Source organism: Leucobacter allii (assembly GCF_022919155.1).
Lineage (GTDB): Bacteria > Actinomycetota > Actinomycetes > Actinomycetales > Microbacteriaceae > Leucobacter > Leucobacter allii.
In genome coordinates, this window is sequence record NZ_CP095045.1 from 2,456,072 (window position 1) to 2,478,132 (window position 22,061).

Consider the following 22,061-nt stretch of genomic DNA (forward strand, 5'->3'; position numbering starts at 1 on the left):
ATGAGCACGCAGCAGATCCCCACGCCGCCGTCGCAGCCTCCGCGCACCACGGCGATCCAGGCCCCCGGCGGCGCGAGCACGAGCGAGGCCCCCGGCTCCCGTCGGCGGCGGCTCTCCGCCACCCTCACCATCGGCCTCATCCTCATCGCCCTCGTCGTGCTCGCCGCGATCGTCTCCTTCGTGTGGACCCCCTACGACCCGGTGCAGGCCGATCCTGCCGCCCGGCTGCAGGGATCGAGCGCCGCGCACCTCATGGGCACCGACAAGTACGGCCGCGACGTCTTCTCCGCGATGCTCCACGGCGCGCGCATCACCCTCTTCGTGGGCGTGATCTCGGTCGGCATCGCGATCCTCGTCGGCACCCCGCTCGGCATCCTCGCGGGGATCCGCGGCGGCTGGATCGAGGAGGTCATCATGCGCACCTCCGACATCGCACTCGCCTTCCCCGCCCTGCTCCTCGCGATCATGTTCAGCGCGGTCTTCGGCGCCTCGACGCTCACGGCGATGGTCGCGATCGGCATCGCCACCATCCCCGGCTTCGCCCGCGTCGCGCGATCGGGCACGCTGCAGGTGATGACGACCGAGTACGTGCTCGCGGCGCGGGCCGCGAGCCAGTCCCGGTTCCGGATCGCCGTGCGGCACGTGCTCCCGAACATCGTCGGCATGGTGGTCGTGCAGTCGTCCGTGTCCTTCGCGCTCGCCGTGCTCGCCGAGGCCGGCCTGAGCTTCCTCGGGCTCGGCACGCCGCCGCCCACGCCCTCGTGGGGGCGCATGCTGCAGGAGTCCCAGCAGTTCCTGGGCACGCACCCGATGCTCGCGGTGTGGCCGGGCATCGCCATCGCCATCGCGGTCATGGGCTTCAATCTCCTCGGGGACGGCCTGCGCGACCGCTTCGATCCGAAACTGAACGGGAGCCGCGGCTGATGAACGACGCACCGAAGACCCCCTCCCCCGCGGATCCCGCGGCCTCCGCGGCCCCGGGCTCCGAGGCCTCGGCGCTGCTGCGCGTCGACGGCCTCACCGTGCGCACCGCCGAGCGGACGCTCGTGCACGACTTCTCGCTGCACATGGCGCACGGCGAGCGGGTCGGCCTCATCGGCGAGTCCGGATCGGGCAAGTCGATGACCACGACGGCGCTGCTCGGCCTGCTGCCGAACGGCGTCTCGGCCTCCGGATCCGTGCAGCTCGACGGCGTCGAGGGCAACCTCCTCGAGGCCTCCGAGCGGAAACTCATGGGGCTGCGCGGCAACCGGATGGCGATGGTGTTCCAGGAGCCGCTGACCGCGCTCAACCCGCTCATGCGGGCGGGCGACCAGGTCGCCGAGATCATGCTGCAGCACGGCCTCGCGCCGGGCAAGACGGTGGCCGGGCGGCGCGCGGTGGAGATGCTCGACGCCGTGGGGCTCCCCGACCCCGCGCAGGCCGCGCGCGCCTACCCCCATCAGCTCTCCGGCGGTCAGCGGCAGCGCGTCATGCTCGCGATGGCGCTCGCGAACGACCCGTCGCTGCTCCTCTGCGACGAGCCGACCACGGCGCTCGACGTCACCGTGCAGCGGCAGGTGCTCGACCTCATCCTGGAGCTCGTGCGCGAGCGCGGCACCGGGCTCCTCTTCATCACCCACGATCTCGCCGTCGTCGCGAACATGTGCACGCGCGTGCTCGTGATGAACCAGGGCGTCATCGTCGAGGAGGGCACGACGGAGGAGGTCTTCACCCGGCCGCAGCACCCCTACACGCGGGGTCTGCTCGCCGCCTCGGATCTCGACGCCGTGGACGCCCGCGGACGGCTCTTCACCGTCTCGACGGCGCAGGAGTACGTGCCGCCGAGCGCCGAGGCCCCCGCCGCCGGGGTCGACGAGACGCACGCCGCGGCGCACGAGCGCCTGCTCGCCGCGGAGCACGCGGCCGAGTCGACTGCGGGCGCGGGCGCGGGCGCGGCCGCGGCTGCGGGCGTCGGCGCGGCTGCATCCGCCGTCGGCGCTGCGTCCGTCGGCGCCGACGGCGATCCGGATCCGCGGCCCGCCGCAGCCGCGCCCGTGATGCGCGTCACGGACCTCGTGCGCACCTACACCCGCGGGAAGACGAGCCTGTTCAAGCCCGCCCCCGAGGTCCGGGCGCTGGGCGGCATCTCCTTCGAGGTGCCCGAGGGCGGCAGGCTCGGCGTGGTCGGCGAATCGGGCTCAGGCAAGTCGACGCTGCTGCGCATCCTCGCCGGCCTCGATCAGCCGAGCTCGGGCAGCGCGGTCGTCGCGGGCAACGAGGTCGCCGGCGCCCGCGAGGCGCAGTTGCGGGCGCTGCGGCAGAACCTGCAGATCGTCTTCCAGGATCCGATGGGCTCGCTCGATCCGCGCATGACCGTCGAGCAGATCATCGCGGAGCCGCTCCTCGTCCCCGGACGCGGCGAGACCGCCGCCGACCGCAGGCGCATGGTGGCCGAGATGCTCGAGGCCGTGGGGCTCCCCGCCTCCTCGGCCCAGCGCTTCCCGCACCAGTTCTCGGGCGGGCAGCGGCAGCGCATCTCGATCGCCCGTGCCCTCATCTGCCGGCCGAAGGTCGTCGTGGCGGACGAGCCCGTGAGCGCGCTGGACGTCTCCGTGCGCGCCCAGGTGCTCAACCTCCTCGCCGATCTCGTGGACGAGTACGGGCTCACGCTCGTGTTCGTTTCCCACGACCTCAACGTGGTCCGGCACCTGTGCGATTCGGTCATCGTGATGCAGTCGGGCGAGATCGTCGAGGCCGGCGACACCGAGACGGTGTACCGCGACCCGCAGCACCCCTACACGCGGCGCCTCATCGACTCCTCCCTGACGCTCAGGCAGGAGCTCGCCCGGAGCGCCTGACGGGCGCACCCGGCCCGGCCCCCGCCGCGGCTCCGGGACCGCGGGCTCGCCCGTCCTCCCGCGGCGGCTCAGGGTCAGCAACTCCGGGACCGCGACCCCGGGACCGCGACTCCGGGGTCGCCCCCCCGGGACTGCGACTCCGGGACCGCGACTCCGGTCGGGGATGCGGCTCCGGTCAGTCCGATTCCGCCATTCCGATCTCACCGAAGCCGCATCCCCGACCGAGCGCACGGCCGCACCGAGCCGATCCGCCGCCCGCCGCATCGCCATCCGCCCGCCCCGCACCGCATCCACGACACCGCAGCACCGCACCGACCCCCGACCGACCTCCGACGAAAGGCCCGAGATGACCTCCCCCGAGACCCGCCCCGCATTCCTCGACGCCGGCACCCTCGCGGCGCGCTACGCCGACGGGAGCCTCTCCCCCGCCGACGTCGCCGAGGACGTCATCGCCCGGGTCGTCGACCGCGAGCCCGAGCTCAACGCGCTCTATCTCTTCGACGCCGAGGAGGTGCGCGCCGATGCCGCGGCCTCCGCCGAGCGCTGGCGCTCGGGCGCACCGCTCGGCCCCTTCGACGGGGTGCCCGCGACCGTGAAGGAGAACCTCGCGCGCGCCGGCCGGCCGAAGCCCTCGGGCACCGCGATCCCGCACCCGCCGATCGCGGAGCGCAACGCCCCGACGACGGACCGGCTCCTCGAGGCCGGCGCCGTCATCGTGGGCTCGACGACGATGCCCGACTGGGGCATGCTCTCCTCGGGCGTCTCCAGCCTGCACGGCGTCACGCGCGGCGCGCTGAACCCCGCGCACACCTCGGGCGGCTCGAGCGCGGGCGCGGGCACGGCGGCAGCCGCGGGCTACGGTCCGTTCCACGTCGGCACGGACATCGGCGGCTCGATCCGGCTGCCCGGCTCCTGGCAGGGCCTCACGGCCCTGAAGCCGAGCGAGGGGCTGATCCCCCTCGACGTGCCCTACGACGGCCGCGCCGCAGGCCCCCTCACCCGCACCGCTGCCGACGCGATCCGGCTCATGTCGATCATCGGCCGCCCCGACCCGCGGGACTACCTCACGCGCCCGTACCCCGCGATGGAGTGGTCGACGGAGCCGCTCGTGCCCGCCGGAATGCGCGTCGCGGTGCAGCTGGACGCCGGATCCGGCCTCCCCGTCGAGGCCGAGACGCTGGCCGCCGTCGAGCGCGCCGCCGAGCGGTTCGCCGCAGCGGGGGCGGCCGTCGAGCCGCTCGCGCCGTTCGTGGGGACTGCGGTGCTCGACGGCCTCGTCGACTTCTGGCGCAGCCGCTCCTACGCCGACTACGAGGCGCTGAGCGAGGCCGAGCGCGCCGTCGTGCTGCCCTTCATCGCCGAGTGGTGCCTGGCCGGCGCGGGCTTCTCCGCCGCGCAGACCGTGCGCAACCGCAACATGATCGACGAGATGGCCAGGCTCACGCGCGCCGCGACCGAGCCCTTCGACCTCGTCCTCTCCCCCGTCACTCCGGTCGCGGCGTTCCCCGCGGAGGATCCGATGCCCATCACGGATCCGCTCGCGACCATGGGGCACATCTCCTTCACCGTCCCCTATAACATGTCGGGGCAGCCGGCGGTGTCCATCGGGGCCGGCGTGCAGGCCGACGGCCGCACGATCGGCCTGCAGATCGCCGCCCGGATCGGCGCGGACGATCGGCTGCTGCGCGTCGCGCGCTGGTTCGAGGAGGTCCGCGGCGAGGACGCCGAGGTCGACTGGTCGCGGATCGACTGACCCCGCGGCGGCCCGTCTCCGGCCCGTCGCCGGCTCGCGTGCGGGCGACGGCGGCGAGTGCGGCGCGCGACCGCGCGATTGCCCGGCCCGATGGGCACGGATCGTCCGGGCGCTGCGGGCGGCCGCAGGAGACGCCGGCGGCCCCGCAGCGCCCGGCCCGGCTCAGGAGGCCGGGGGCGTGAAGCGCCCGTCGATCGCGGTCCAGCCGCCGTCGACGGTGAGCGTCGATCCCGTCACGAAGGAGGAGGCGTCCGACGCGAGGTACACGACCGCGCCCGCGAGCTCGTCGGGGCGCGCCCAACGGCCGAGCGCGGCCTTCTGGGCGTAGGCGCCGTACCACTCCTCATTCGCCTTGATCTGGGCGGTGAGCGGCGTCTCGACCACGCCGGGGGCGATGACGTTGATCCGCACCCCCTGGGGTCCGAACTCCGCCGCCGCGGTCTTCGCGAGCTGCACGAGCCCGGCCTTCGTCGCGGCGTAGACGCCCTGCCCCGGCTCGACGACCTGGGCGCGGATCGAGGCGAAGCCGATGATCGATCCGCCGCCGTTCGCGGCGAACCGCGCGCCGAAGCGGCGGATGAGCTGGAAGGAGGCGCGCAGGTTGAGGTTCACGACCCGGTCGAACTCCTCGAAGCTGTAGTCCTCCATGCGCTTGCGCACGTTCGTCGCCGCCGTGAAGACGAGGGCCGATGCCGAGCCGAAACGCTCGACCGCCGCGTCGACCGCGGCGTCGTCGAGCACGTTCAGCTCGACGGCCTCCGCGACGCCGCCGTGCTCCGCGATGAGCCCGACCGTCGCCTCGGCCCCGGCGAGCGAGTAGTCGGCCACGACGACGTGCGCGCCCTGCGCGGCGAGCGCGAGCGCCGACTCGCGACCGATGCCGCTGCCCGCTCCGATCACGACGACAGTGCGGCCGTCGAGGCGGAAGAGCTGCGCGTAGTCGGGGGCGTGGGTCATGAGGGGCTCCTTCGGGTGCCGCCGTGGGCGGCTCGGGATCGGTGGGTGCGGATCGGGTGGGGTCGATTCAGCTGCGGGCCTGCGGGCGGATCATCGCCATGCGGGTCACCGTGAATTCCTCGATGGCGAAGCGCGGGCCCTCGCGTCCGATGCCCGAGTCCTTCACGCCGCCGTAGGGCATGATGTCGGATCGGAAGCCGGGGATCTCGTTGACGACGACCCCGCCGACCTCGAGCTGCTCGATCGCCGCGAAGGCGCTCTGCAGGGACGCCGTGTAGATGGCGGCCTGCAGTCCGTAGCGGGAGTCGTTGACGAGGGCGATCGCGTCGTCGACCGAATCCACCGTGGTGAGGCAAACCACCGGGCCGAAGATCTCCTCGCACCAGACGTCGACGTCCGCGGGGACGTCGCCGAGCACGACGGGCGCGAGGTGCGCGGCGCCGGCGTCTCCCGGACCGTCGGTGAGCAGGATCGCCCCGGCGGCGCGCGCCCGGTCGATCATGGCGCGGATCCGCTCGCCCGACGCGGCGTTGATGACGGGGGCCACGTTCGTCGCGGCGTCGCGAGGATCGCCGACGACGAGCTCGGACATGCGCTCGACGAGTCTGGCGGTGAAGCGCTCGGCGATGGGCCGCTCCAGCACGACCCGCTGCACGGAGATGCAGGCCTGGCCGTTGGCGTAGAAGCCGCCGCGGAGCACGGCGTCGACCGCGGCCTCGAGATCCGCATCCGCTGCGACGATGAAGCCGGTGTTCGAGCCGAGCTCCAGCAGCGCCTTGCGGGGCGCGGCCTGCTGCGCGATGAGGTGGCCGATCTTCGCCGAGCCGGTGAAGGAGACGACGGCGGCACGCGGATCCCGCACGAGGATCTCGCCGACCTCGGGGCCGCCGTTGACGAGCTGGACGGCCGCGGCGGTGACGCCGTGCGCGGCGAGCACCTCCCGCGCGATGGCGAGGAGCTCGATCGTGGCGAGCGGCGTGTTCGGCGCGGGCTTGATGATGACGGGGCAGCCCGCGGCGATCGCCGGGGCGAGCTTGTGCGTCGCGAGGAGGAGGGGGTAGTTGAACCCGGCGATGCCGACCACGACGCCCGCGGGCTTGCGCGTGTAGTAGCCGATCATGCCGCGACCGAGCTCCTGCAGATCGAGCGGCACGGTCTCCCCGTGGATGCGCGAGACCTCCTCGGCGGTCGCCTCGAGCGTGACGATGGTGCGGTTCACCTCGGTGCGGCAGTCGACGCGCGGCTTGCCGGTCTCGAGGATCAGCAGCTCCTCGAGCCGGGCGGCGGCGTGCCGCACGCGCTCCGTGATGCCCGCGAGGATCGCCTTGCGCTGCGCCGTGGTGAGCGCCGCGAGCTCGGCGCGTGCGGCCTCGGCGGCGTCGAGGGCGTCGCGCGAGTCCTGCGCCCCGCTCACCGGAGCCGTCGCGACGACGCTGCCGTCGTAGGGGAAGACGATCTCCGCCGAGGCCTCGAGCGCGCGCCAGCCGTCGCCGATGGGGAGGGCGTTCGCGGGGGCGATGAGATCGAGTGCGTCGGACATGGCGGCTCCCTGGGCGAGGGGCGTGTCGCCGCGCGCTGCGAGGCACAGCAGGCTTCACGCCGAGTGGTCTTACCATTTAATATAGATCACCACCGGCTCATCTCCAAGGCGCGCGCACGGGCGCCCTGAAAGGATCGACATGACGAACAGCTACTCCCTCGCGGTCCTGCCAGGCGATGGCATCGGCCCCGAGGTCGTCGCCTGCGCGCTCGAGGTGCTCGACGCGGCGGAGGCCCGCTACGGTTTCGCCACCCGTCGCGAGACCCTCGCCGCCGGCGCGAACCACTACCTCGCCACCGGCGAGCTCTTCGACGCCGTGGAGGCGCCGCTGCGCGCGCACGACGCGATCCTCTTCGGCTCCATGGGCGACCCTCGCGTCACCCCGGGCATCCTCGAGCGCGGCTTCATCCTCGAGATGCGCCAGCGCTTCCAGCAGGCCGCGAACGTACGCCCCGTGCGCCTCTACCCCGGCGTCCCCACCCCGATCTCCGGCCTCACGCCCGAGCGCTGCGAGCTGGTGATCGTGCGCGAGAACACCGAGGGCGCCTACGTCGGCCGCGGCTCCACGGTCCACGCAGGCACCGCGCACGCGGTCGCGATGCAGGAGTCGCTCAACACGCGCGCCGGCATCGAGCGCGTCGTCGACTTCTCCTTCCGGCTCGCCCTGGGCCGCCGCAGGAAGCTGACCCTCGTGCACAAGACGAACATCCTCGTCGCCGCCGGGCAGCTCTGGCAGCAGGTCGTCGCCGAGGTGAGCGCCAGCTACCCCGAGGTCGAGGTCGACTACGTGCACGTCGACGCCATGTGCTTCCATCTCCCGCTCACCCCCGAGCGCTTCGACGTCGTCGTCACCGACAACCTCTTCGGCGACATCATCACCGATCTCGGCGCCGTCATCCAGGGCGGGCTCGGCGTCGCGACGAGCGCCAACCTCAATCTCGACGGCACGGCGCCGAGCATGTTCGAGGCGATCCACGGCTCGGCGCCCGACATCGCGGGCACCGGCACCGCGAACCCCGCCGGAGCGATCCTCTCCCTCGCACTCCTGCTCGGCCACCTCGGCGAGGGCGAGGCGGCGCGCGCCGTCGAGGCCGCGACCGTCGAGGTGCTGGGCGGCCTTCCCGCGCTCGCGGGTCCCGACATGGGGGCGACGACCGCCGAGCTGGGATCCCGCATCGCGACCATCGTGCGCGAAGGGCGCGCGGACGCCGCGCTCGTGCCGGACTCGCTGCTCGGCGTGCTCGCGGGTCTCGCGCCCTCGCGCCTCGCGAACTGATCGCGGGTTCCGCGGGGCCCGCGGGGGCCGGGCCCGGGACCGGGGGGCGCCGAGGGGCGTCGGCCCGGGGCCCGGGGCCGGGAACGCTGGGCCTGGCGTCCGGAGCGCGGTCGGCGTAGGCTCCGGATATGGCCCTGCCGCGCATGGATCACGTCAGCGTCGTCGTCCGCGATCTCGAGGAGGCGATCGCATTCTTCGCCGAGCTCGGCCTGACGCTGGACGGGCGCGCGGCGATCACGGACTCCGCAGCGGCGGCCGTGACCGGGATCCCCGGCATGCGCACCGAGATCGCGATGATGCGCACCCCCGACGGACACGGTGCCCTCGAGCTCACGCGCTACGACGCGCCGGAGCCGATCGCACCCGCGCCCGGGCCGGAGACGCCGCAGGCCCTCGGACTGCGCACCGTGATGTTCGAGGTCGCCGACATCGACGACGCCGTGCGGCGGCTCCGGCGCCTCGGCGGCGAGCTCGTCGATCGTGTGGTCCCGTACGGCGGCGCGTACCGGCTCTGCTACCTGCGCGGACCCGACGGGATCCTCGTGGCGCTCGCCGAGCGGATCGACGGCGAGGCCGGAACCGAGCAGGAGGCCGCCGACGGGGACGCCGCCGTCGGGGACACCGCCGACCGGGACACCGCCGAGAGCTGATCCGCCGCACGTGCCCGGGATCCGGCGTCGGGCGGAGCCGAGCGCATCGCGGATCCCGCGCGGTCGTCCCGGCGACGGCGGAGCAGTCGCCCCGGGGACCGCCGCACCGTCGCCCCAGGGGATCGCCGCACCGTCATCTCGGAACAGCCGCACCCCGCCCGGCACCGTCCGAACCGTCCCGGTGTGACCTAGGGTGGAGCCATGTCCTCGACCGACGCGCCGACCGTCCCGTCGCGGCAGGCGCGCCGCAAGGCGGCCACCCGCGCCGGCATCCTGCGGGCCGCGGACGCGCTTTTCGCCGAACGCGGCTACGCCGAGACCGCGATCGAGGACATCGCGGAGGCCGCGGACGTCGCCGTCCGCACCATCTACACGCACTTCCCGTCCAAGGCCGCGATCCTGCTCGATCACTTCGACGACTGGCTCGACGCCTTCGTCGCGGCGTTCAGCGCCCGCCCGCCCGACGAGCCGATCTGCGCGGCCGTCCGCGCCGCCTCCCGGGCGGCGGACGGTCGCTGCCCCGGCGGCGACTCCTGGCAGGCGATGGGCGGAGCGCTGCCGATCGTCGAGGACCTGGTTGCGGGTTCCCCCGACATCGCGGGCCACGTGCTCCAGCGCTGGATGCGCGCGCAGGAGCGGATCGCGGCCGACGCGGCCGCCCGCGGGTCGTGGCCCGCGGGCTCCGTCGAGCCGCGGGCCCGCGCGGTCGCCGCCTTCACGGCCTGGATCGCCGCCGTGTCCGAGATCCGCTCGGGATCGCCCGACGTCGATCCGGGGATCGACGTCCTCGCCCGCGTCACCTCGGGCGAGCTTTAACGGGGGCTCACCGCTCCGCCGGGCCGCCGAGGTGCTCGGACGCCCAGCGCCCGAGCTCCCCGAGCACGGGGATGAGCCGCTCACCGGCGGTCGTGAGCGCGTAGCTCACCGAGACCGGCGGGCCGGGATCGACGCTGCGGGAGATGAGCACCGCGTCGGCGAGCTCGCCGAGGCGATCGGAGAGCACGGCGTCGCTGATGCCCGGCACCGCCCGGCGCAGCGCGGCGAAGGCGAGCGGACCCGAGCCGAGCGCGTCGATGATCATGCCGTTCCAGCGCTTCCCGAGGATCGTGAAGGCGAGGCTCACCGCGGCATCGCATTCACGTCGCTCGTGCTGCTGGGGCTCCATGCCTGCAGATTCTACCGTGCTACACTCACCACAGTCGCTCAGAAAAACTTAGCGACTATCGCAAACAGATCGGAGTGCCCGTGACCCTCTTCCGCCTCGACGCCAGCATCCTCCCCGCGACGTCCGCGAGCCGCGCGCTCGGCGACCTCGTGGAGCAGGAATGGTCGGCCGCGCATCCCGAGTCGAGCATCGTGCGCCGCGACCTCGCCGCGGAGCCCATCGCCGCCACCGCCTGGCAGGCGGCCGTGACGGCGGGCTTCGTCCCCGAGGCCGAGCGCAGCGAGGCCCAGCGCGACGCCGCGACCCTCGCGACGACGCTCGCGGACGAGCTCATCTCGGCGGACGCGCTGCTCTTCACCGTGCCGCTCTACAACTTCGGCGTCTCCCAGCACTTCAAGACCTGGTTCGACGTCGCGTACACCGACTCCCGCATCGACCCGGAGGGCACCGCGCTGAACGGCAAGCCCGCCACGCTCGTCACCGTACTCGGCGGCAATTACGGCCCCGGCACTCCGAAGGACGGCTGGGATCACTCGACCGCATGGCTGCGCCGCGTGCTCGAGGACGTGTGGGGCCTGGACCTGCGGGTCGTGGAGCGCCCCTTTACCCTCGTCGGGGTGAACCCCGCGCTCGACGCCTTCTCCGACATGGCCGCGGAGCTCAAGCAGCAGGCGGAGGCCGACGCGAGCCGATCCGGCCGCGAACTCGCCGCCCTGCGCGCCGAGCGCGCGGCGGCCTGAGACGCCCTGGCGCGCGCCCGGGCGGGCGTGCGGGCGCTGGAGCGCCTCGGCCTCGGCCGGGCGGGCCGCGGTGGACGAGCCGCGCCATGCTGCGGGATCCGGAGCGCCGGGACGCGATGCCTCCGGATCCCGGTCGTCGCCGTCACAGCCGCGGAATGCCCGCGGGGCGCCCCGCGTTGCACGAGGCGTGCCCCTCCCGCAGAACCCAGCCGCCGCGCGGTCCGCAGCGACGGGCCGCGCAGCGGACCGCGGCGGAAACGCCATCGATCACGGCAGCGCCATCCATCACCGCAGCGCCATCGATCACGATACCCGCGCGATCCTGCCGAGCATCGTCATCGGCGCCGGCCAGGCCGGCCTCTCGACCTCCTTCCACCTGCAGCGGCTCGGGATCGCGCATCTCGTGCTCGACGCCGACGACGCCCCGGGAGGGGCCTGGCGCCACCGCTGGGACGCGCTCACCATGCGGGACGTCCACGGCGTCGCCGAGCTCCCCGGCGCCGATCCCCCGCCCTCGTCCGGGGAGCGCGCGAACCGCGCGATCCCCGCGTACTTCGCGGCCTACGAGCGAGCCCATGCGCTGCCTGTCGTCCGCCCGGTACGCGTCGACCGGGTGAGCGACGCGGACGGCGTGCTCCGCATCGATGCCGGCCCGAGGCGCTGGCTCGCCCGCACCCTCGTCAACGCGAGCGGCACCTGGACCCGGCCGTTCATCCCGAGCCTCCCGGGGGTGGAGGTGTTCGCGGGCGAGCAGTTCCACACCGTCGACTACCCGGGTTCTGAGCATTTCGCGGGTCGGAGGGTGCTCGTCGTGGGCGGCGGAGCCTCGGCGGTGCAGTTCATCGGGGCGCTCGCCCCGATCGCCGAGACGATCTGGGCGACCCGCCGGGAGCCGGTCTGGCGCGACGACGAGTTCACCCCCGAGGCGGGGGCGGCCGCCGTCGCGCTCGTGGAGCAGCGCGTCGCCGCCGGACTCCCGCCGCGGAGCGTCGTAAGCGTGACGGGACTCGTGCTGCGAGAGCAGGAGCGCGAGGCGGAGCGCCTCGGCGCCTACCGCGCGCGGCGGCCGATGTTCAGCCGGCTCGAGGCCGACGGGGCGCGTTGGCCCGACGGCTCGTTCGAGCCGATCGACGCGATCCTGTGGGCCACGGGCTTCCGACCGGCCATCGGGCACCTGGCGCCGTTGCGCCTGCGGAGTCCCGCGGGCGGGATCCGCCTCGACCGTGCCGGGCGCGGCACGACGGCCGTCGCTGACCCCCGGATCCAATTGGTCGGCTACGGCCCGTCGGCCAGCACCATCGGCGCGAACCGCGCGGGGCGCATCGCCGCGAGCGGCGTCCGGCGATTCCTCGAGGCCGCGGAGTCCGGGGCTGCGGGGGCGCGAGCCGGGGCCGCAGGCGCGGGCGCCGCTGGCGCCGGGGCCGCGGACGCGCGGCCCGGCGATGCCCGGGCTGCGGACGTGGGGGCGGCGGACGCCGGGGCCGCGGACGCGGGAGCCGCGGATGCCGGCCCCGCGGGCGCGGACGGCTTCGCGACCGAGCGAGTCCGGATCGCGGAGGCCGCCGCGTCTGCGCCGGGTTCGCCGCGCACGCGGGCCGCGTAGCTCAGACCGCGCGCACGGGACACGCGGGCGCGACCGGCCGACGCGCGGGGCGAGCGGGAACCGGCCGGGCGAGCCGCGCGGATCGGGCGTGCGCGCGGACATGACAGCCCGCGGGTGACGACCGGGCGCGCGAGGAGCCGAGTGCGCCGGATCAGCGCGGGGCGGAGACGCCGGGCGCGCCGGCGAAGCGTCAGGCGCGGCCGGGGCGACGCCCAGCGTGGCCAGACATGCAACGTGCCACTTCGGCGACCGCTCGGCCCAGGTGCCGGGCGGAGCCCGTCGATGCGCGCTCCGCCCGACGGATCACAGGGCGCGGTGACGGAGCGCCTGCTCGGCGGCGAAGGATGCGCGTCCGTGCTGCGCGAGGCGGCGCGCTGCGCGGCGTTCCTGCGCGGACGCCTCGCCGGTCTCGATCGGGGCGAGCCCGGCGGGCCGGGCCGTCTGCGACCGCGCCTCGGCGCCCGCGGGCGTCCGGAGCAGCAGCCAGAGGGCGACACGAAGCCGCATGCGCTCGGAGACGGAGAGGCGGCGGAGCGCCGCCCCGTTCGGGACGCGGAGCGCCAGGTGCTCGGGTTCGGGGGGATGTCCGACGACGCGATCCGCCGTAGCGGGCCTGGGTGCGGGAGACGTGGTGTTCACGATGAGTTCCTGTTCGGGAGTTGCGGAAGCGGGGAGGGCATCGCCGAGGGATGCGCCTCATGCGGGTGCCGCGAGGGGCACGCCCCATGCTCTCGATCTCCGGCGCGGAAATCGCGCGGGAATCGGACGAGGCGGCGTGCCGACGCGGCAAGCGGGAGTACGTCGAGCGCGAGTGCGACGGTCGCGGCGCGCGCACAGCGCGGCGGACCATCGGAATCGGTCGACGAGGCGGTGGCGGCTCAGCAGGCCGCACGGGGTGTGCCGGGTGCGCGGGGCGCTACCCGAGCAGCACGGAGCCTGCGGACGCTGCCGAAATGATTGGGAAATCGCGTTGCGCGTTGTTCGTCACCATCTTCGACACCTCCTTCCGCGACTCGATGTGTTCCACGCTACTGCGCGGGCGGAAGCGACGTCAAGCGTTTTCCCAGGTTCGCGCGAAATCAATGCCGGAACGCTGCGACGCGCGCACATCGACCACCCGCCGAGCCTCCGACGAGGGCACGCCGAGCGCACGTCCGCTGGGCGCGAGATTGCCGCGCGGATGGTCCGGTCGGCCCCGCGCCGCGGGCTCGGATTCCGGCCCCGCGAATCGCCGAGGTCGTCAATTGCCCTGGTCGCGCAGCCGCACGAGCCGCTCGTGCCCCGTCTCCTCGAGCTCCGCGACGTCCGAGCGCGACTTCAGGAAGTCGGAGAAGCTGCGGAAGCCGAGCGCCTTCTCGTTGAAGGAGGGGTCCATGCGTCGCATCTGCTGCTTCACCGCGGAGCTGTAGAGCCAGCCCGAGTCGTCCTTGTCCTGGCTCAGCCAGAGCGCGCGGATGAGGAGGCCCGTCACGGCGATATCGCGATCCTCGGCCGACTCGGTCTCCTCGTCGTCCTCCATCCCGTCGTGGGCGTCGATGGCCGCGCCCGGGTGCGCCGCATGCGCCACCGCCTCGCGGGAGCGCCGATCCCGATCCCCGCCGCCCGTCGCAGCGGTCTCCGACCCCTCGGCCCCTGATCCTCCGGCGTCGGACCCGACGGCCCCGGCTCCCGCGGTGCCCGATCCCGAGCTGCCGGATCCGGCCGTCTCATCGACCGCGGCTCCGGAGTCCGCCGAGGCGCGCGCACCCCCGCCGCGCCGACTCCCCCGCGCCGACGCCCCGCGCCCGGGCTCCGCGGCACCGCGCTCGGGGCGTTCGATGCCCGGAAGCGCGTCGTAGGCGGCGAACTCGTCGCAGGCCGCGGTCAGGGACTTCGCCGTCGACCCGGCGACGCCGATGCCGACCACGTAGCGGCCGAGCCGCTTGCAGCGCTGCGCGAGCGGCACGTAGTCCGAGTCGCCGGCGACGATGACGACGTGGGTGAGGTCGTCGAGGCGGAACATGTCCTCCACCGCGTCCACGGCGAGACGGATGTCCGCGCCGTTCTTCGCGTAAGCGGCGGCGGGGAAGAGCTGCACGAGGTCGACGGCGCGCGCGACGAGCTGGGAGCGGTACTCGGCGTTCATGGGCGCCGACCAGTCCGCGTAGGCGCGGGTGAGGACGAGGGTGCCGAAGGAGGAGGCGTAGTCGATGATCGCGCCGACGTCGACGACCGCGGCGCGCAGGCGCTCGGCGATGCCGGGCGCCGTCGGATCCTCGGCGATCTTCTGGCGATCCCGCGCGAAGGAGTTCCTCCCGTGCACCCGGTCGTACCAGGAGAGCACGATGTTGTCGAAATCGAGGTAGACCGCCACGCGACCGTTCTGGGTATCCGTCACGCCCCCAGTCTGACAGGTCCCGCCGACATGCGCGCGGGCGCCGGCCGGGTCAGGCGCGGCGGAGCGCGGGATCGACGGACCGGACCGGGCCGGACGGGACCGGACCGGGCCGGACGGGGCCGGACCGGGCCGGTAGCCTGGAGCGCATGATCCGCAGCACCGAAGCGACCATCCGCGGTTTCCTGGAGCACGTCCGCAGCGGGCGCGCCCCGGAGCGCGCGGCCGACTTCCTCGCGCCGGTCGTGCTCGCGCACCAGGTCGCCGCCGGCACGCGCGAGGTGGTCGAGCGTTCCCCCGCCGACTACACGGCGCACGTCGAGGAGATGCTCGAGATGTTCGGCGCCTTCGACTTCGCCGTCGAGGAGCTGCTGGTCGACGGCGATCGCGGCTACGCCCGGTGGGTGCAGCGGGGTCACCACATCGGCGTCATCGCCGGACATGCGCCGACGGGCCGTCCGATCGAGACCATCGGCAGCGCGGTGTATCGCATCGCCGACGGCCGGATCGCCGAGTACTGGATCCAGCTGGACGCGGCCGGCCTCGCCGCGCAGCTCGCATAGGGGCCGCGCTCGGCCCGCGGGGTTGACGCCGCGGGACACCGGCGTCGTGGTGCGCGCTCGCGTATGGCACACTCGCCGTATGCGCACTCCTCACCGCGGACTGGTCCTGGCGACAGGATGGGCTCTGCTGCTCGCCCCGCCGCTCGCGTTCCTCCTGAAGGCGTCCGTGTTCCCCGGGTGGATGATGTTCATCCTCGTCCTCGGCGCGATCCCGCTCCTCATAGGCTATGCCATGCAGATCGTCGTCGCGTCGAACGGGATGCTCCGCTCACGCGGGGTGTTCGCGGTCGCGTCCGACGCCTGGCGGGGGATCCTGGCCGCGTGGCTCACCTCGGCCGGCGTCCTGCTCAGCGCCTTCTTCCTCGTCGACGGCGGCGACGACGGCTCCTACGGCTCGGCGTTCACCGAGCTCACCGGGACGTCGTCGACGGCCGAGGGCGAGCGGCTCTCCATGGGGCTCCTCTCCCCGTGCGCCCTGATGTGGCTCGCGGGCTGGCTCTGGCTCGTCATCGAGTGGATCGTGCAGCTCGGGCGCGCGCGGGCGGAGCGCCGCGCTTCGGGCGCGTAGGCGCGCGGGCGGAGCGCCGCCCGGGCGGAGCGTCGGCCCGCTTCCCACGTCGGGCCTATTCGCACGTCAGAAGTTGTCGCTGCAAGCCGTTTCAGGCAACGACTCCTGACGTGCGAAGTGGCAGCCCCGGGCGTGCGCGGCGAACGGAGCCCCCGTGCAGGGCGCGGCGCGTTCGCACGTCAGGAGATGCGGCTCGGAGGCCCGCCAGACGACGATTCCTGACGTGCGAGGAGCGGGGTGGCCGCGGAAACGGGGCGCACGAAAAGAACCCCCTCCATGTAGAAGCTAGGAGGGGGTTCGGAGCGGGCGTAATACTCCCGCAGTGGCTCCGACGGGCGTCGATCCCGTGACCTCACGATTTTCAGTCGAACAAGTCACATGCAACTCATTCAATTGATCACTCTTTGCTGCGACACCTAGGTACCTTGCTTGCTGATATGTGCCCGCAATTGTGCGAGCCACACACAATGACATGATGAGAGTACCGAGTAAGGCAGAAAGGCCAGAATCACAATGACATATGCCATTCGAACTATTTGTGTTCTGCCGATCGATGCGTTTGCCTCGCTAATCACCAAGGCTCAGCCAGTCCAACCCGGCCACCTCATACCGATCGCATCAAGAACTGCTCCTTTTAACGAGGAGAGCCCCATATTTGAGCTAGTAGACGAGGTTCTAGCCGGACACGATGAAAGCCACATTTCGAACGGTTCAATCCCTCATGGGGGCAAGTTTTCCCTACTTGTCGCGGTCGAGCGTGACGCTCCCTTCGAGAATCACGCTCTTGAGCAAGTTGGGATGTGGGAGTCCGAGGACGAACTCGTTCATTTTGCGCCGCTACCCTACGCCAATGATCTTGCGACACTCTCAGACCTGGATCGTGCGTACAGTGCTGGATACCTAGAGAACGACCCTAGAGTCATTCTGGCAATTCCGATGCAGGGGGTGGGACAAGTTGGCCCACTTCCGGACCTCATCTCCAACCTTGTTTGGATTGGAATTGGCAACTTGATTGCTTTAGTAGGAGTCGGTGGCAAAGAACTACGTTTGACCTCGAAAGCTCGCCAAATAGCCCAGAGCTTTGTAAAACGAGGAATTTATGGGTCAGAGACCATTCGGTTTTGGGCCGCCACTAGGGATGAGTGGACCAGCACGGTAGCTGCAAAGAAGCTTGGCGTCTCGGTCTCAACAATGGAGGAAATTTTTGACGCATTGGGTTATGTCAAGCGTTTTGAGGACCAAACTTGGCGACTAGGTCGACCTGAAAAGTATGCGCTCCGTTATCAGGAATGGATCGACGCCGAGCCAAGCGCAAGACAGCTACCACTAGCCGATGACTAACCCAAGGGAGAGATTGCAGAATGGCGCTTAATTCAGTTGAGCAAGTGACGCTTATCATTGATCTTGGCTATTGGAAAGAGGATCCGCGCCTGCCCCCAAGCGCCCCTCGTACTCAGATTGTGCGTTGCGACGTCGATCCAGATGATTCCATTCACACGATCCTTTGGGACTTGAGTCGTGAGATGGACATACTCGGCTTTCAAGAACACGAGAGCGCCGTAAGAACTGACATTTCTGTTCTCCGACGCGATCTCGATGCGGATAGTTACGAGCTAGCTGACCGCGATGCCGTGCAACATATTTTCTTTGCATATGGCCCGTATGGGGAGTTAGAGATGCTGCCCCTGCCGCAAACTATCCCTACGAAGATCACGATCAATCAATTGCGCAGGGTGGTCGACGACCACTTCCCCAATTTCGATTCATCGACCATCATCATCCGATACAGAGGCGGATTCGGTGGCGCAGGCACTTCCCTTATGGAGGAGCTTACGGGGTGGCTGCTCTCAGAATCAGCCTCATTCGTGTTCAGCGCACTAGTCGGCTGGCTCCTCGCAAACCTCCGCAAACTGGCGGGCACAAGGAGAAATATCACACGCACCCAGCGCTACGCACAATTCAGTAGGGATTTGATCTCAAGACACATCACTTCAGCTCTTACGCTTAGAAACTGGTTGGACACGAAACCGATCTGGCGGTTAAGCGACGTCATGGAGGCCCTCGTCCTCCCCCGACGGCTCGCAAAGCATCTCCTGAAAGATGCCGGGTACATGCCCTCTCGAAATGGCAAAGAGTGGTCAATCGGCCAAGATAAGAAAGCCCGGGAAAGACGAGAGCTCTGGCTCGCCCGCGAACGTCAGGGGTACGGCTGGTCACCGCTTAAGGAGACACGGTAGGACCCCCTCCCCAGACCAGTCAGGAAGACAGTGAGCCGTCAAGCACATGGGTGCTTACTGAAGAGGCGAGAAGGACCCCCGAACTTCAACTACCGGGTCGAGGCATTCGACCAGCTGGGTCAGACGCACCGGCATACCTTGGTTACGGGTCGAAAACAGAGGCCCTTACGCTTTCAGGCGCACAAGACGCCTACCCCAGCAAGTCTCGACAAGGCACTTGGTACGTCTTCCTCCCAGACCACGGAGAGCCCGCCAATGGCGAGCGAGCTCGAAAGTCGTCGACCCCCTCACGTGAAGTGTGCTCCAGCTGCTTCATCCTGAAGGATGTTTCGGGCATTTGTGCAGCGTGCGACTGAGATCGATTTTCAGACAATCGATTCGAACAAGATTCCTGATCGGCAGAAGGAGACCTCGCACGCCACGTCATGGAGTTCAAACAGCAGAATAGGATGCTTCACGCAAGGCTTCTCGACCCCGATTCCGGAAATACCCTCAGCCGTTCGGATGGCAGCCAAGAGATGATGAGCGGAAGGGCGATGACCGCTACAGCCGGCACCCAGCCCTCTGGGTAGAGATAGAAGGGCAGCACTTCCCTGAGGCCAACGATCAAGAAAACGAAGCTCGCGATCACAACAGCGAGCGCCAGCCCCCTAATCAATGCACGATAGTACCTGCTCGCAGCGCTTTGGGCGACCATCTCTCCGGCGGCCGCGAATGCCCCCAGGAAGGCGATCACGACACCCCAGAAGTAGTCACTGACGGCATCGAGCGCTTGGTTATGTGCAGCGCCCGCAGCAGCATCAGAAGCCAGGAGTGACCGCTCGAAGGCAGCGAACAAGGCGGCAGGATTCCATACCCAGATGAACTGCCAGAACAACGCGCCAGCATAGAGCACGGCGAGCGCAGCGCGTATGATCCGCGGCTCCGCCTCCAGGACGATGCGCGCCATCAAAATCATGCTCACGAGCACGACGAAGACGACAGCGGCCAGGCCGAACACCACCGTACACCACACCAACGCACCTTGAGCGAGCGACATCATCGTTGTTCAACTCCTGAAACACAAGTGAACCCCCTCCATGTAGAAGCTAGGAGGGGGTTCGGAGCGGGCGTAATACTCCCGCAGTGGCTCCGACGGGCGTCGATCCCGTGACCTCACGATTTTCAGTCGTGCGCTCTACCAACTGAGCTACAGAGCCGGACAATCACCGCTATGGCGATCGCCTGAGACGAAGAAGCCCTTCCCAAGGGAAGGGCTCTTCATCTGGCGACCCTGACGGGACTTGAACCCGCGACCTCCGCCGTGACAGGGCGGCGCGCTAACCAACTGCGCCACAGGGCCATAATGTGTATTCAATTGTATTCGGTGTCAGTGACCCCAACGGGATTCGAACCCGTGCTGCCGCCGTGAAAGGGCGGTGTCCTAGGCCGCTAAACGATGGGGCCGAAGCGATTTCTCGCTTGCTACCGAGATGAAATACTATGCCGGAACGCCTCGCCCGCGCAAATCGAGCCCCCACGAGCGCGCATCCCTGGCGTGTCGTCCGCCGCGACCCCCGGAGATCGCTGGGGATCACTGGAGATCACTGGGGATCACTGGGGATCACTGGGGATCCCCCGGCGGACCGGGCGCCGACCCCCGGGAGTGACCGCCCGCACCGTCTTCCCAAGCCTGCGCCGGCGTGGCACAGTGGGAGCGGATGCACCGCGACGCCGCGACGCCCGAGAAATGGAGACGCCATGGGATCCCACCCGCTCGATTCGCTGTCCGCAGACGAACTCTCCCGCACCTCCGCGCTGCTCGCCCGCGAGCGGGGCATCGACGGCTCCTGGCGCTACGCCTCGATCATCCTCCGCGAACCGCCGAAAGCCGAGGTGCTCGCCTGGCGCGAGGGGGATCCGATCGTCCGACGCGCCCTCGCGGTGCTCTGGGACAAGCGCAGCAACGAGGTCTACGAGGCCGTCGCGAACCTCAGCGACGACGCGCTCGAATCCTGGACCCATGTGCCGGGCGTCACCCCCAACTTCACCGTCGACGAGTACCACGACTGCGACGTCGCCCTGCGCGCCGACGCCGGGGTGCGCGCCGTGCTCGCGGCCCGCGGCATCGACCCCGAGCTCGTGCTCTTCGACCTGTGGACCTACGGCAACGCCGTCATGCCGCCGCAGTGGCGCGACCGCCGTCTGGGCTGGGTCGACATCTGGAAGCGCGCCGCCCCGGGCGGCAACCCGTACGCGCACCCGGTGAGCGGGCTGAAGATCGTGGTGGACGTCAACACGTTGGAGGTGCTCGAGATCGACGACGGCCACGACCGCGGCTTCCCCGAGGTCGACGCCGAGTACGTCCCCGAGCTGCGCGGCGAGGCTCCGCGCACGGACCTGAAGCCCCTCGACATCGTGCAGCCCGAAGGCGTCTCCTTCGAGCTCGACGGCTCGCGCATCCGCTGGCAGGACTGGGAGTTCCGACTCGGCTTCAACTACCGCGAGGGGCCCGTGCTCTACCAACTGCGCTTCAAGGACGGCGAAGAGTACCGGGACATCGCCTACCGCATGTCCCTCGCCGAGATGATCGTGCCCTACCGCGATTCGAGCTTCGACCACTACCGCCGCACGGCCTTCGACATCGGCGAGTGGGGCCTCGGCTACATGTGCACCTCGCTCGAACTCGGCTGCGACTGCCTCGGCGAGATCACCTACCTCGACGGGGTGCTGCCGAACACGGCGGGAGAACCCGTCGTGACGAAGAACGTCATCTGTCTCCACGAGGAGGACGACGCCGTGCTCTGGAAGCACGTCGACCCCGACGCGGGCACGGAGGTGCGGCGCATGCGCCGCTTCGTGGTCTCCGTCCATGCGACGGTGGCGAACTACGAGTACCTCGTCTACTGGCGCTTCTATCCCGACGGCAACATCGAGTGCGAGATCCGCGCCACCGGGATCATGGTCTCCACGCCGATGGAGGACGAGGCGGCCGCTCACCCGACGGGCACCGTGATCGACCGCCGCACCTACGCGCCGCACCACCAGCACTTCCTCGTCGCGCACCTCGATCTCGACGTCGACGGGGGCGGCAACACCGTCGTCGAATCGGACTCCCTGCCCGCGCCGATCAGCGACGCGAACCCCTTCGGTCTGGACCTGAACACGCGCGGCACCGTGATCGCCTCGGAGCGGGACGCCGGGCGCCGCTACGACTGGGAGCGGCAGCGCGCCTGGAAGGTGCAGAACCCGGGCCGCCTGAACGCCTGGGGCGCGCCGACGGCCTACAAGCTCGTGCCGACGGGCTCGTTCCCGGCGATGTTCGACGAGGCCTCGCCGATCCTCCGCCGCAATCCCGTCATCGGCAATCAGCTCTGGGTGACGCGGCACCACGACGCGGAGATGTGGCCGGCGGGCGACTACCCGACGCAGTCGGCCGACGACCTCGGCAACGGCATGAGCGCGTGGATCGCCGACGACGAGGGTCTCGTCGACACCGATGTGGTGCTCTGGTACGTCTTCGGCATCCACCACATCACCCGCGCGGAGGACTGGCCGATCATGCCCGTCGACAAGGTCGCCTTCACGCTGAAGCCCTTCGGCTTCTTCGACCGCAACCCCGCGCTCGACGCACCGCGCTCACCCGCGAAGGGCTCGGGCGCCTGCTGCGCCGGCGGCGCGGGATCCTGCACCTGCGGCCACGGCGAGGCCGCAGGCGGCCACGGCGAGGCCGCAGACGGGCACGGCGGGGGCGGACACCCCGCGGACCACGGCGCCGGCGGGAAGACCGCGACGGAGCACTGAACAGCGCGGCCC

At 70.8% G+C, this 22,061-nt stretch carries 18 protein-coding genes, 3 tRNA genes and 1 pseudogene; 13 read left to right on the forward strand and 9 right to left on the reverse strand.

From position 1 onward, the window contains the following. The 3 genes from MUN78_RS11410 (at position 1) to MUN78_RS11420 (ending at position 4,593) form a co-directional block, all read left to right on the forward strand. Positions 1 to 924: an ABC transporter permease gene (locus tag MUN78_RS11410; protein ID WP_244726523.1), complete on the forward strand. Its 924-nt coding sequence runs from the start codon at positions 1 to 3 to the stop codon at positions 922 to 924. Next, positions 924 to 2,840 carry a dipeptide ABC transporter ATP-binding protein gene (locus MUN78_RS11415; protein ID WP_244726525.1) on the forward strand — a complete coding sequence of 639 codons (1,917 nt, stop codon included), beginning with the start codon at positions 924 to 926 and terminating at the stop codon, positions 2,838 to 2,840. Before MUN78_RS11410 ends, MUN78_RS11415 begins: the two co-directional genes overlap by 1 nt. Before the next feature lie 346 nt (positions 2,841 to 3,186). Next, entirely contained in the window at positions 3,187 to 4,593 is a 1,407-nt protein-coding gene (locus MUN78_RS11420; RefSeq protein ID WP_244726526.1) for an amidase, read from the forward strand. 162 nt (positions 4,594 to 4,755) lie between these two features. Here MUN78_RS11420 and MUN78_RS11425 read toward each other — a convergent pair whose 3' ends face one another. Then, positions 4,756 to 5,550: an SDR family NAD(P)-dependent oxidoreductase gene (locus MUN78_RS11425; RefSeq protein WP_244726528.1), complete on the reverse strand. Its 795-nt coding sequence runs from the start codon at positions 5,548 to 5,550 to the stop codon at positions 4,756 to 4,758. A gap of 67 nt (positions 5,551 to 5,617) precedes the next feature. After that, on the reverse strand, positions 5,618 to 7,090 hold the full coding sequence (locus MUN78_RS11430; protein WP_244726530.1) for an aldehyde dehydrogenase family protein: 1,473 nt from the start codon (positions 7,088 to 7,090) through the stop codon (positions 5,618 to 5,620). Positions 7,091 to 7,229: 139 nt separating this feature from the next. Here MUN78_RS11430 and MUN78_RS11435 point away from each other — a divergent pair, with 139 nt between their 5' ends. The 3 genes from MUN78_RS11435 to MUN78_RS11445 all read left to right on the forward strand — a co-directional run bounded on the left by MUN78_RS11435 (position 7,230) and on the right by MUN78_RS11445 (position 9,832). Continuing rightward, complete coding sequence (locus tag MUN78_RS11435; protein WP_244726532.1) at positions 7,230 to 8,366, forward strand: 3-isopropylmalate dehydrogenase; 1,137 nt, start codon at positions 7,230 to 7,232, stop codon at positions 8,364 to 8,366. A gap of 128 nt (positions 8,367 to 8,494) precedes the next feature. Next, positions 8,495 to 9,016, forward strand: a complete 522-nt coding sequence (locus MUN78_RS11440) for a VOC family protein (protein ID WP_244726534.1) — start codon at positions 8,495 to 8,497, stop codon at positions 9,014 to 9,016. Between the two features lie 201 nt (positions 9,017 to 9,217). Beyond that, positions 9,218 to 9,832, forward strand: coding sequence for a TetR/AcrR family transcriptional regulator (locus tag MUN78_RS11445; RefSeq protein WP_244726536.1), 615 nt, complete (start codon positions 9,218 to 9,220; stop codon positions 9,830 to 9,832). A gap of 7 nt (positions 9,833 to 9,839) precedes the next feature. On the opposite strand, the gene MUN78_RS11450 is transcribed toward MUN78_RS11445, so the two are convergent. Beyond that, entirely contained in the window at positions 9,840 to 10,181 is a 342-nt protein-coding gene (locus MUN78_RS11450; protein ID WP_244726538.1) for a winged helix-turn-helix transcriptional regulator, read from the reverse strand. Between the two features lie 80 nt (positions 10,182 to 10,261). On the opposite strand from MUN78_RS11450, the gene MUN78_RS11455 reads away from it, so the two are divergent. Continuing rightward, on the forward strand, positions 10,262 to 10,921 hold the full coding sequence (locus MUN78_RS11455) for an FMN-dependent NADH-azoreductase (RefSeq protein ID WP_244726540.1): 660 nt from the start codon (positions 10,262 to 10,264) through the stop codon (positions 10,919 to 10,921). A gap of 298 nt (positions 10,922 to 11,219) precedes the next feature. Further along, a pseudogene (locus MUN78_RS11460) lies at positions 11,220 to 12,287 on the forward strand (NAD(P)-binding domain-containing protein); the annotation flags it as partial. Between the two features lie 540 nt (positions 12,288 to 12,827). Here MUN78_RS11460 and MUN78_RS11465 read toward each other — a convergent pair. Together MUN78_RS11465 and MUN78_RS11470 are read right to left on the reverse strand one after the other, a co-directional pair. Then, positions 12,828 to 13,163 (reverse strand): hypothetical protein, encoded by a 336-nt coding sequence (locus tag MUN78_RS11465; RefSeq protein WP_244726542.1) that lies wholly within the window; start codon positions 13,161 to 13,163, stop codon positions 12,828 to 12,830. A gap of 601 nt (positions 13,164 to 13,764) precedes the next feature. Next, positions 13,765 to 14,901 (reverse strand): NYN domain-containing protein, encoded by a 1,137-nt coding sequence (locus MUN78_RS11470; RefSeq protein ID WP_244726543.1) that lies wholly within the window; start codon positions 14,899 to 14,901, stop codon positions 13,765 to 13,767. Positions 14,902 to 15,047: 146 nt separating this feature from the next. Between MUN78_RS11470 and MUN78_RS11475 the strand changes: the two genes are divergently transcribed. The 4 genes from MUN78_RS11475 to MUN78_RS11490 all read left to right on the forward strand — a co-directional run bounded on the left by MUN78_RS11475 (position 15,048) and on the right by MUN78_RS11490 (position 18,266). Next, entirely contained in the window at positions 15,048 to 15,461 is a 414-nt protein-coding gene (locus MUN78_RS11475; protein ID WP_244726545.1) for an ester cyclase, read from the forward strand. 79 nt (positions 15,462 to 15,540) lie between these two features. After that, positions 15,541 to 16,029 carry a hypothetical protein gene (locus MUN78_RS11480; RefSeq protein ID WP_244726547.1) on the forward strand — a complete coding sequence of 163 codons (489 nt, stop codon included), beginning with the start codon at positions 15,541 to 15,543 and terminating at the stop codon, positions 16,027 to 16,029. A 513-nt stretch (positions 16,030 to 16,542) separates the two neighbouring features. Beyond that, entirely contained in the window at positions 16,543 to 17,370 is an 828-nt protein-coding gene (locus tag MUN78_RS11485) for a hypothetical protein (protein ID WP_244726549.1), read from the forward strand. A gap of 44 nt (positions 17,371 to 17,414) precedes the next feature. Continuing rightward, the gene (locus tag MUN78_RS11490; protein WP_244726551.1) at positions 17,415 to 18,266 is read left to right on the forward strand and encodes a hypothetical protein; all 852 of its coding nucleotides are present in this window, start codon (positions 17,415 to 17,417) and stop codon (positions 18,264 to 18,266) included. A gap of 454 nt (positions 18,267 to 18,720) precedes the next feature. On the opposite strand, the gene MUN78_RS11495 is transcribed toward MUN78_RS11490, so the two are convergent. The 4 genes from MUN78_RS11495 to MUN78_RS11510 form a co-directional block, all read right to left on the reverse strand. Next, the gene (locus tag MUN78_RS11495; RefSeq protein ID WP_244726553.1) at positions 18,721 to 19,308 is read right to left on the reverse strand and encodes a hypothetical protein; all 588 of its coding nucleotides are present in this window, start codon (positions 19,306 to 19,308) and stop codon (positions 18,721 to 18,723) included. A gap of 84 nt (positions 19,309 to 19,392) precedes the next feature. Next, positions 19,393 to 19,465, reverse strand: a tRNA-Phe gene (locus MUN78_RS11500). A 66-nt stretch (positions 19,466 to 19,531) separates the two neighbouring features. Continuing rightward, positions 19,532 to 19,608 (reverse strand) — tRNA-Asp (locus tag MUN78_RS11505). A 31-nt stretch (positions 19,609 to 19,639) separates the two neighbouring features. Then, positions 19,640 to 19,712: transfer RNA gene (locus MUN78_RS11510), tRNA-Glu, on the reverse strand. A 294-nt stretch (positions 19,713 to 20,006) separates the two neighbouring features. Between MUN78_RS11510 and MUN78_RS11515 the strand changes: the two genes are divergently transcribed. Further along, the gene (locus MUN78_RS11515) at positions 20,007 to 22,049 is read left to right on the forward strand and encodes a primary-amine oxidase (protein WP_244726555.1); all 2,043 of its coding nucleotides are present in this window, start codon (positions 20,007 to 20,009) and stop codon (positions 22,047 to 22,049) included. The last annotated feature ends 12 nt before the right edge of the window (positions 22,050 to 22,061 follow it).

Coding starts and splice junctions, on each gene's coding strand:
- MUN78_RS11495 (WP_244726553.1), bottom strand. CDS start 19,308: ATGATGTCGCTCGCTCAAGGTGCGTTGGTGTGGTGTACGGTGGTGTTC.
- MUN78_RS11415 (WP_244726525.1), top strand. CDS start 924: ATGAACGACGCACCGAAGACCCCCTCCCCCGCGGATCCCGCGGCCTCC.
- MUN78_RS11425 (WP_244726528.1), bottom strand. CDS start 5,550: ATGACCCACGCCCCCGACTACGCGCAGCTCTTCCGCCTCGACGGCCGC.
- MUN78_RS11430 (WP_244726530.1), bottom strand. CDS start 7,090: ATGTCCGACGCACTCGATCTCATCGCCCCCGCGAACGCCCTCCCCATC.
- MUN78_RS11480 (WP_244726547.1), top strand. CDS start 15,541: ATGCGCACTCCTCACCGCGGACTGGTCCTGGCGACAGGATGGGCTCTG.
- MUN78_RS11440 (WP_244726534.1), top strand. CDS start 8,495: ATGGCCCTGCCGCGCATGGATCACGTCAGCGTCGTCGTCCGCGATCTC.
- MUN78_RS11475 (WP_244726545.1), top strand. CDS start 15,048: ATGATCCGCAGCACCGAAGCGACCATCCGCGGTTTCCTGGAGCACGTC.
- MUN78_RS11445 (WP_244726536.1), top strand. CDS start 9,218: ATGTCCTCGACCGACGCGCCGACCGTCCCGTCGCGGCAGGCGCGCCGC.
- MUN78_RS11435 (WP_244726532.1), top strand. CDS start 7,230: ATGACGAACAGCTACTCCCTCGCGGTCCTGCCAGGCGATGGCATCGGC.
- MUN78_RS11485 (WP_244726549.1), top strand. CDS start 16,543: ATGACATATGCCATTCGAACTATTTGTGTTCTGCCGATCGATGCGTTT.
- MUN78_RS11515 (WP_244726555.1), top strand. CDS start 20,007: ATGGGATCCCACCCGCTCGATTCGCTGTCCGCAGACGAACTCTCCCGC.
- MUN78_RS11450 (WP_244726538.1), bottom strand. CDS start 10,181: ATGGAGCCCCAGCAGCACGAGCGACGTGAATGCGATGCCGCGGTGAGC.
- MUN78_RS11410 (WP_244726523.1), top strand. CDS start 1: ATGAGCACGCAGCAGATCCCCACGCCGCCGTCGCAGCCTCCGCGCACC.
- MUN78_RS11420 (WP_244726526.1), top strand. CDS start 3,187: ATGACCTCCCCCGAGACCCGCCCCGCATTCCTCGACGCCGGCACCCTC.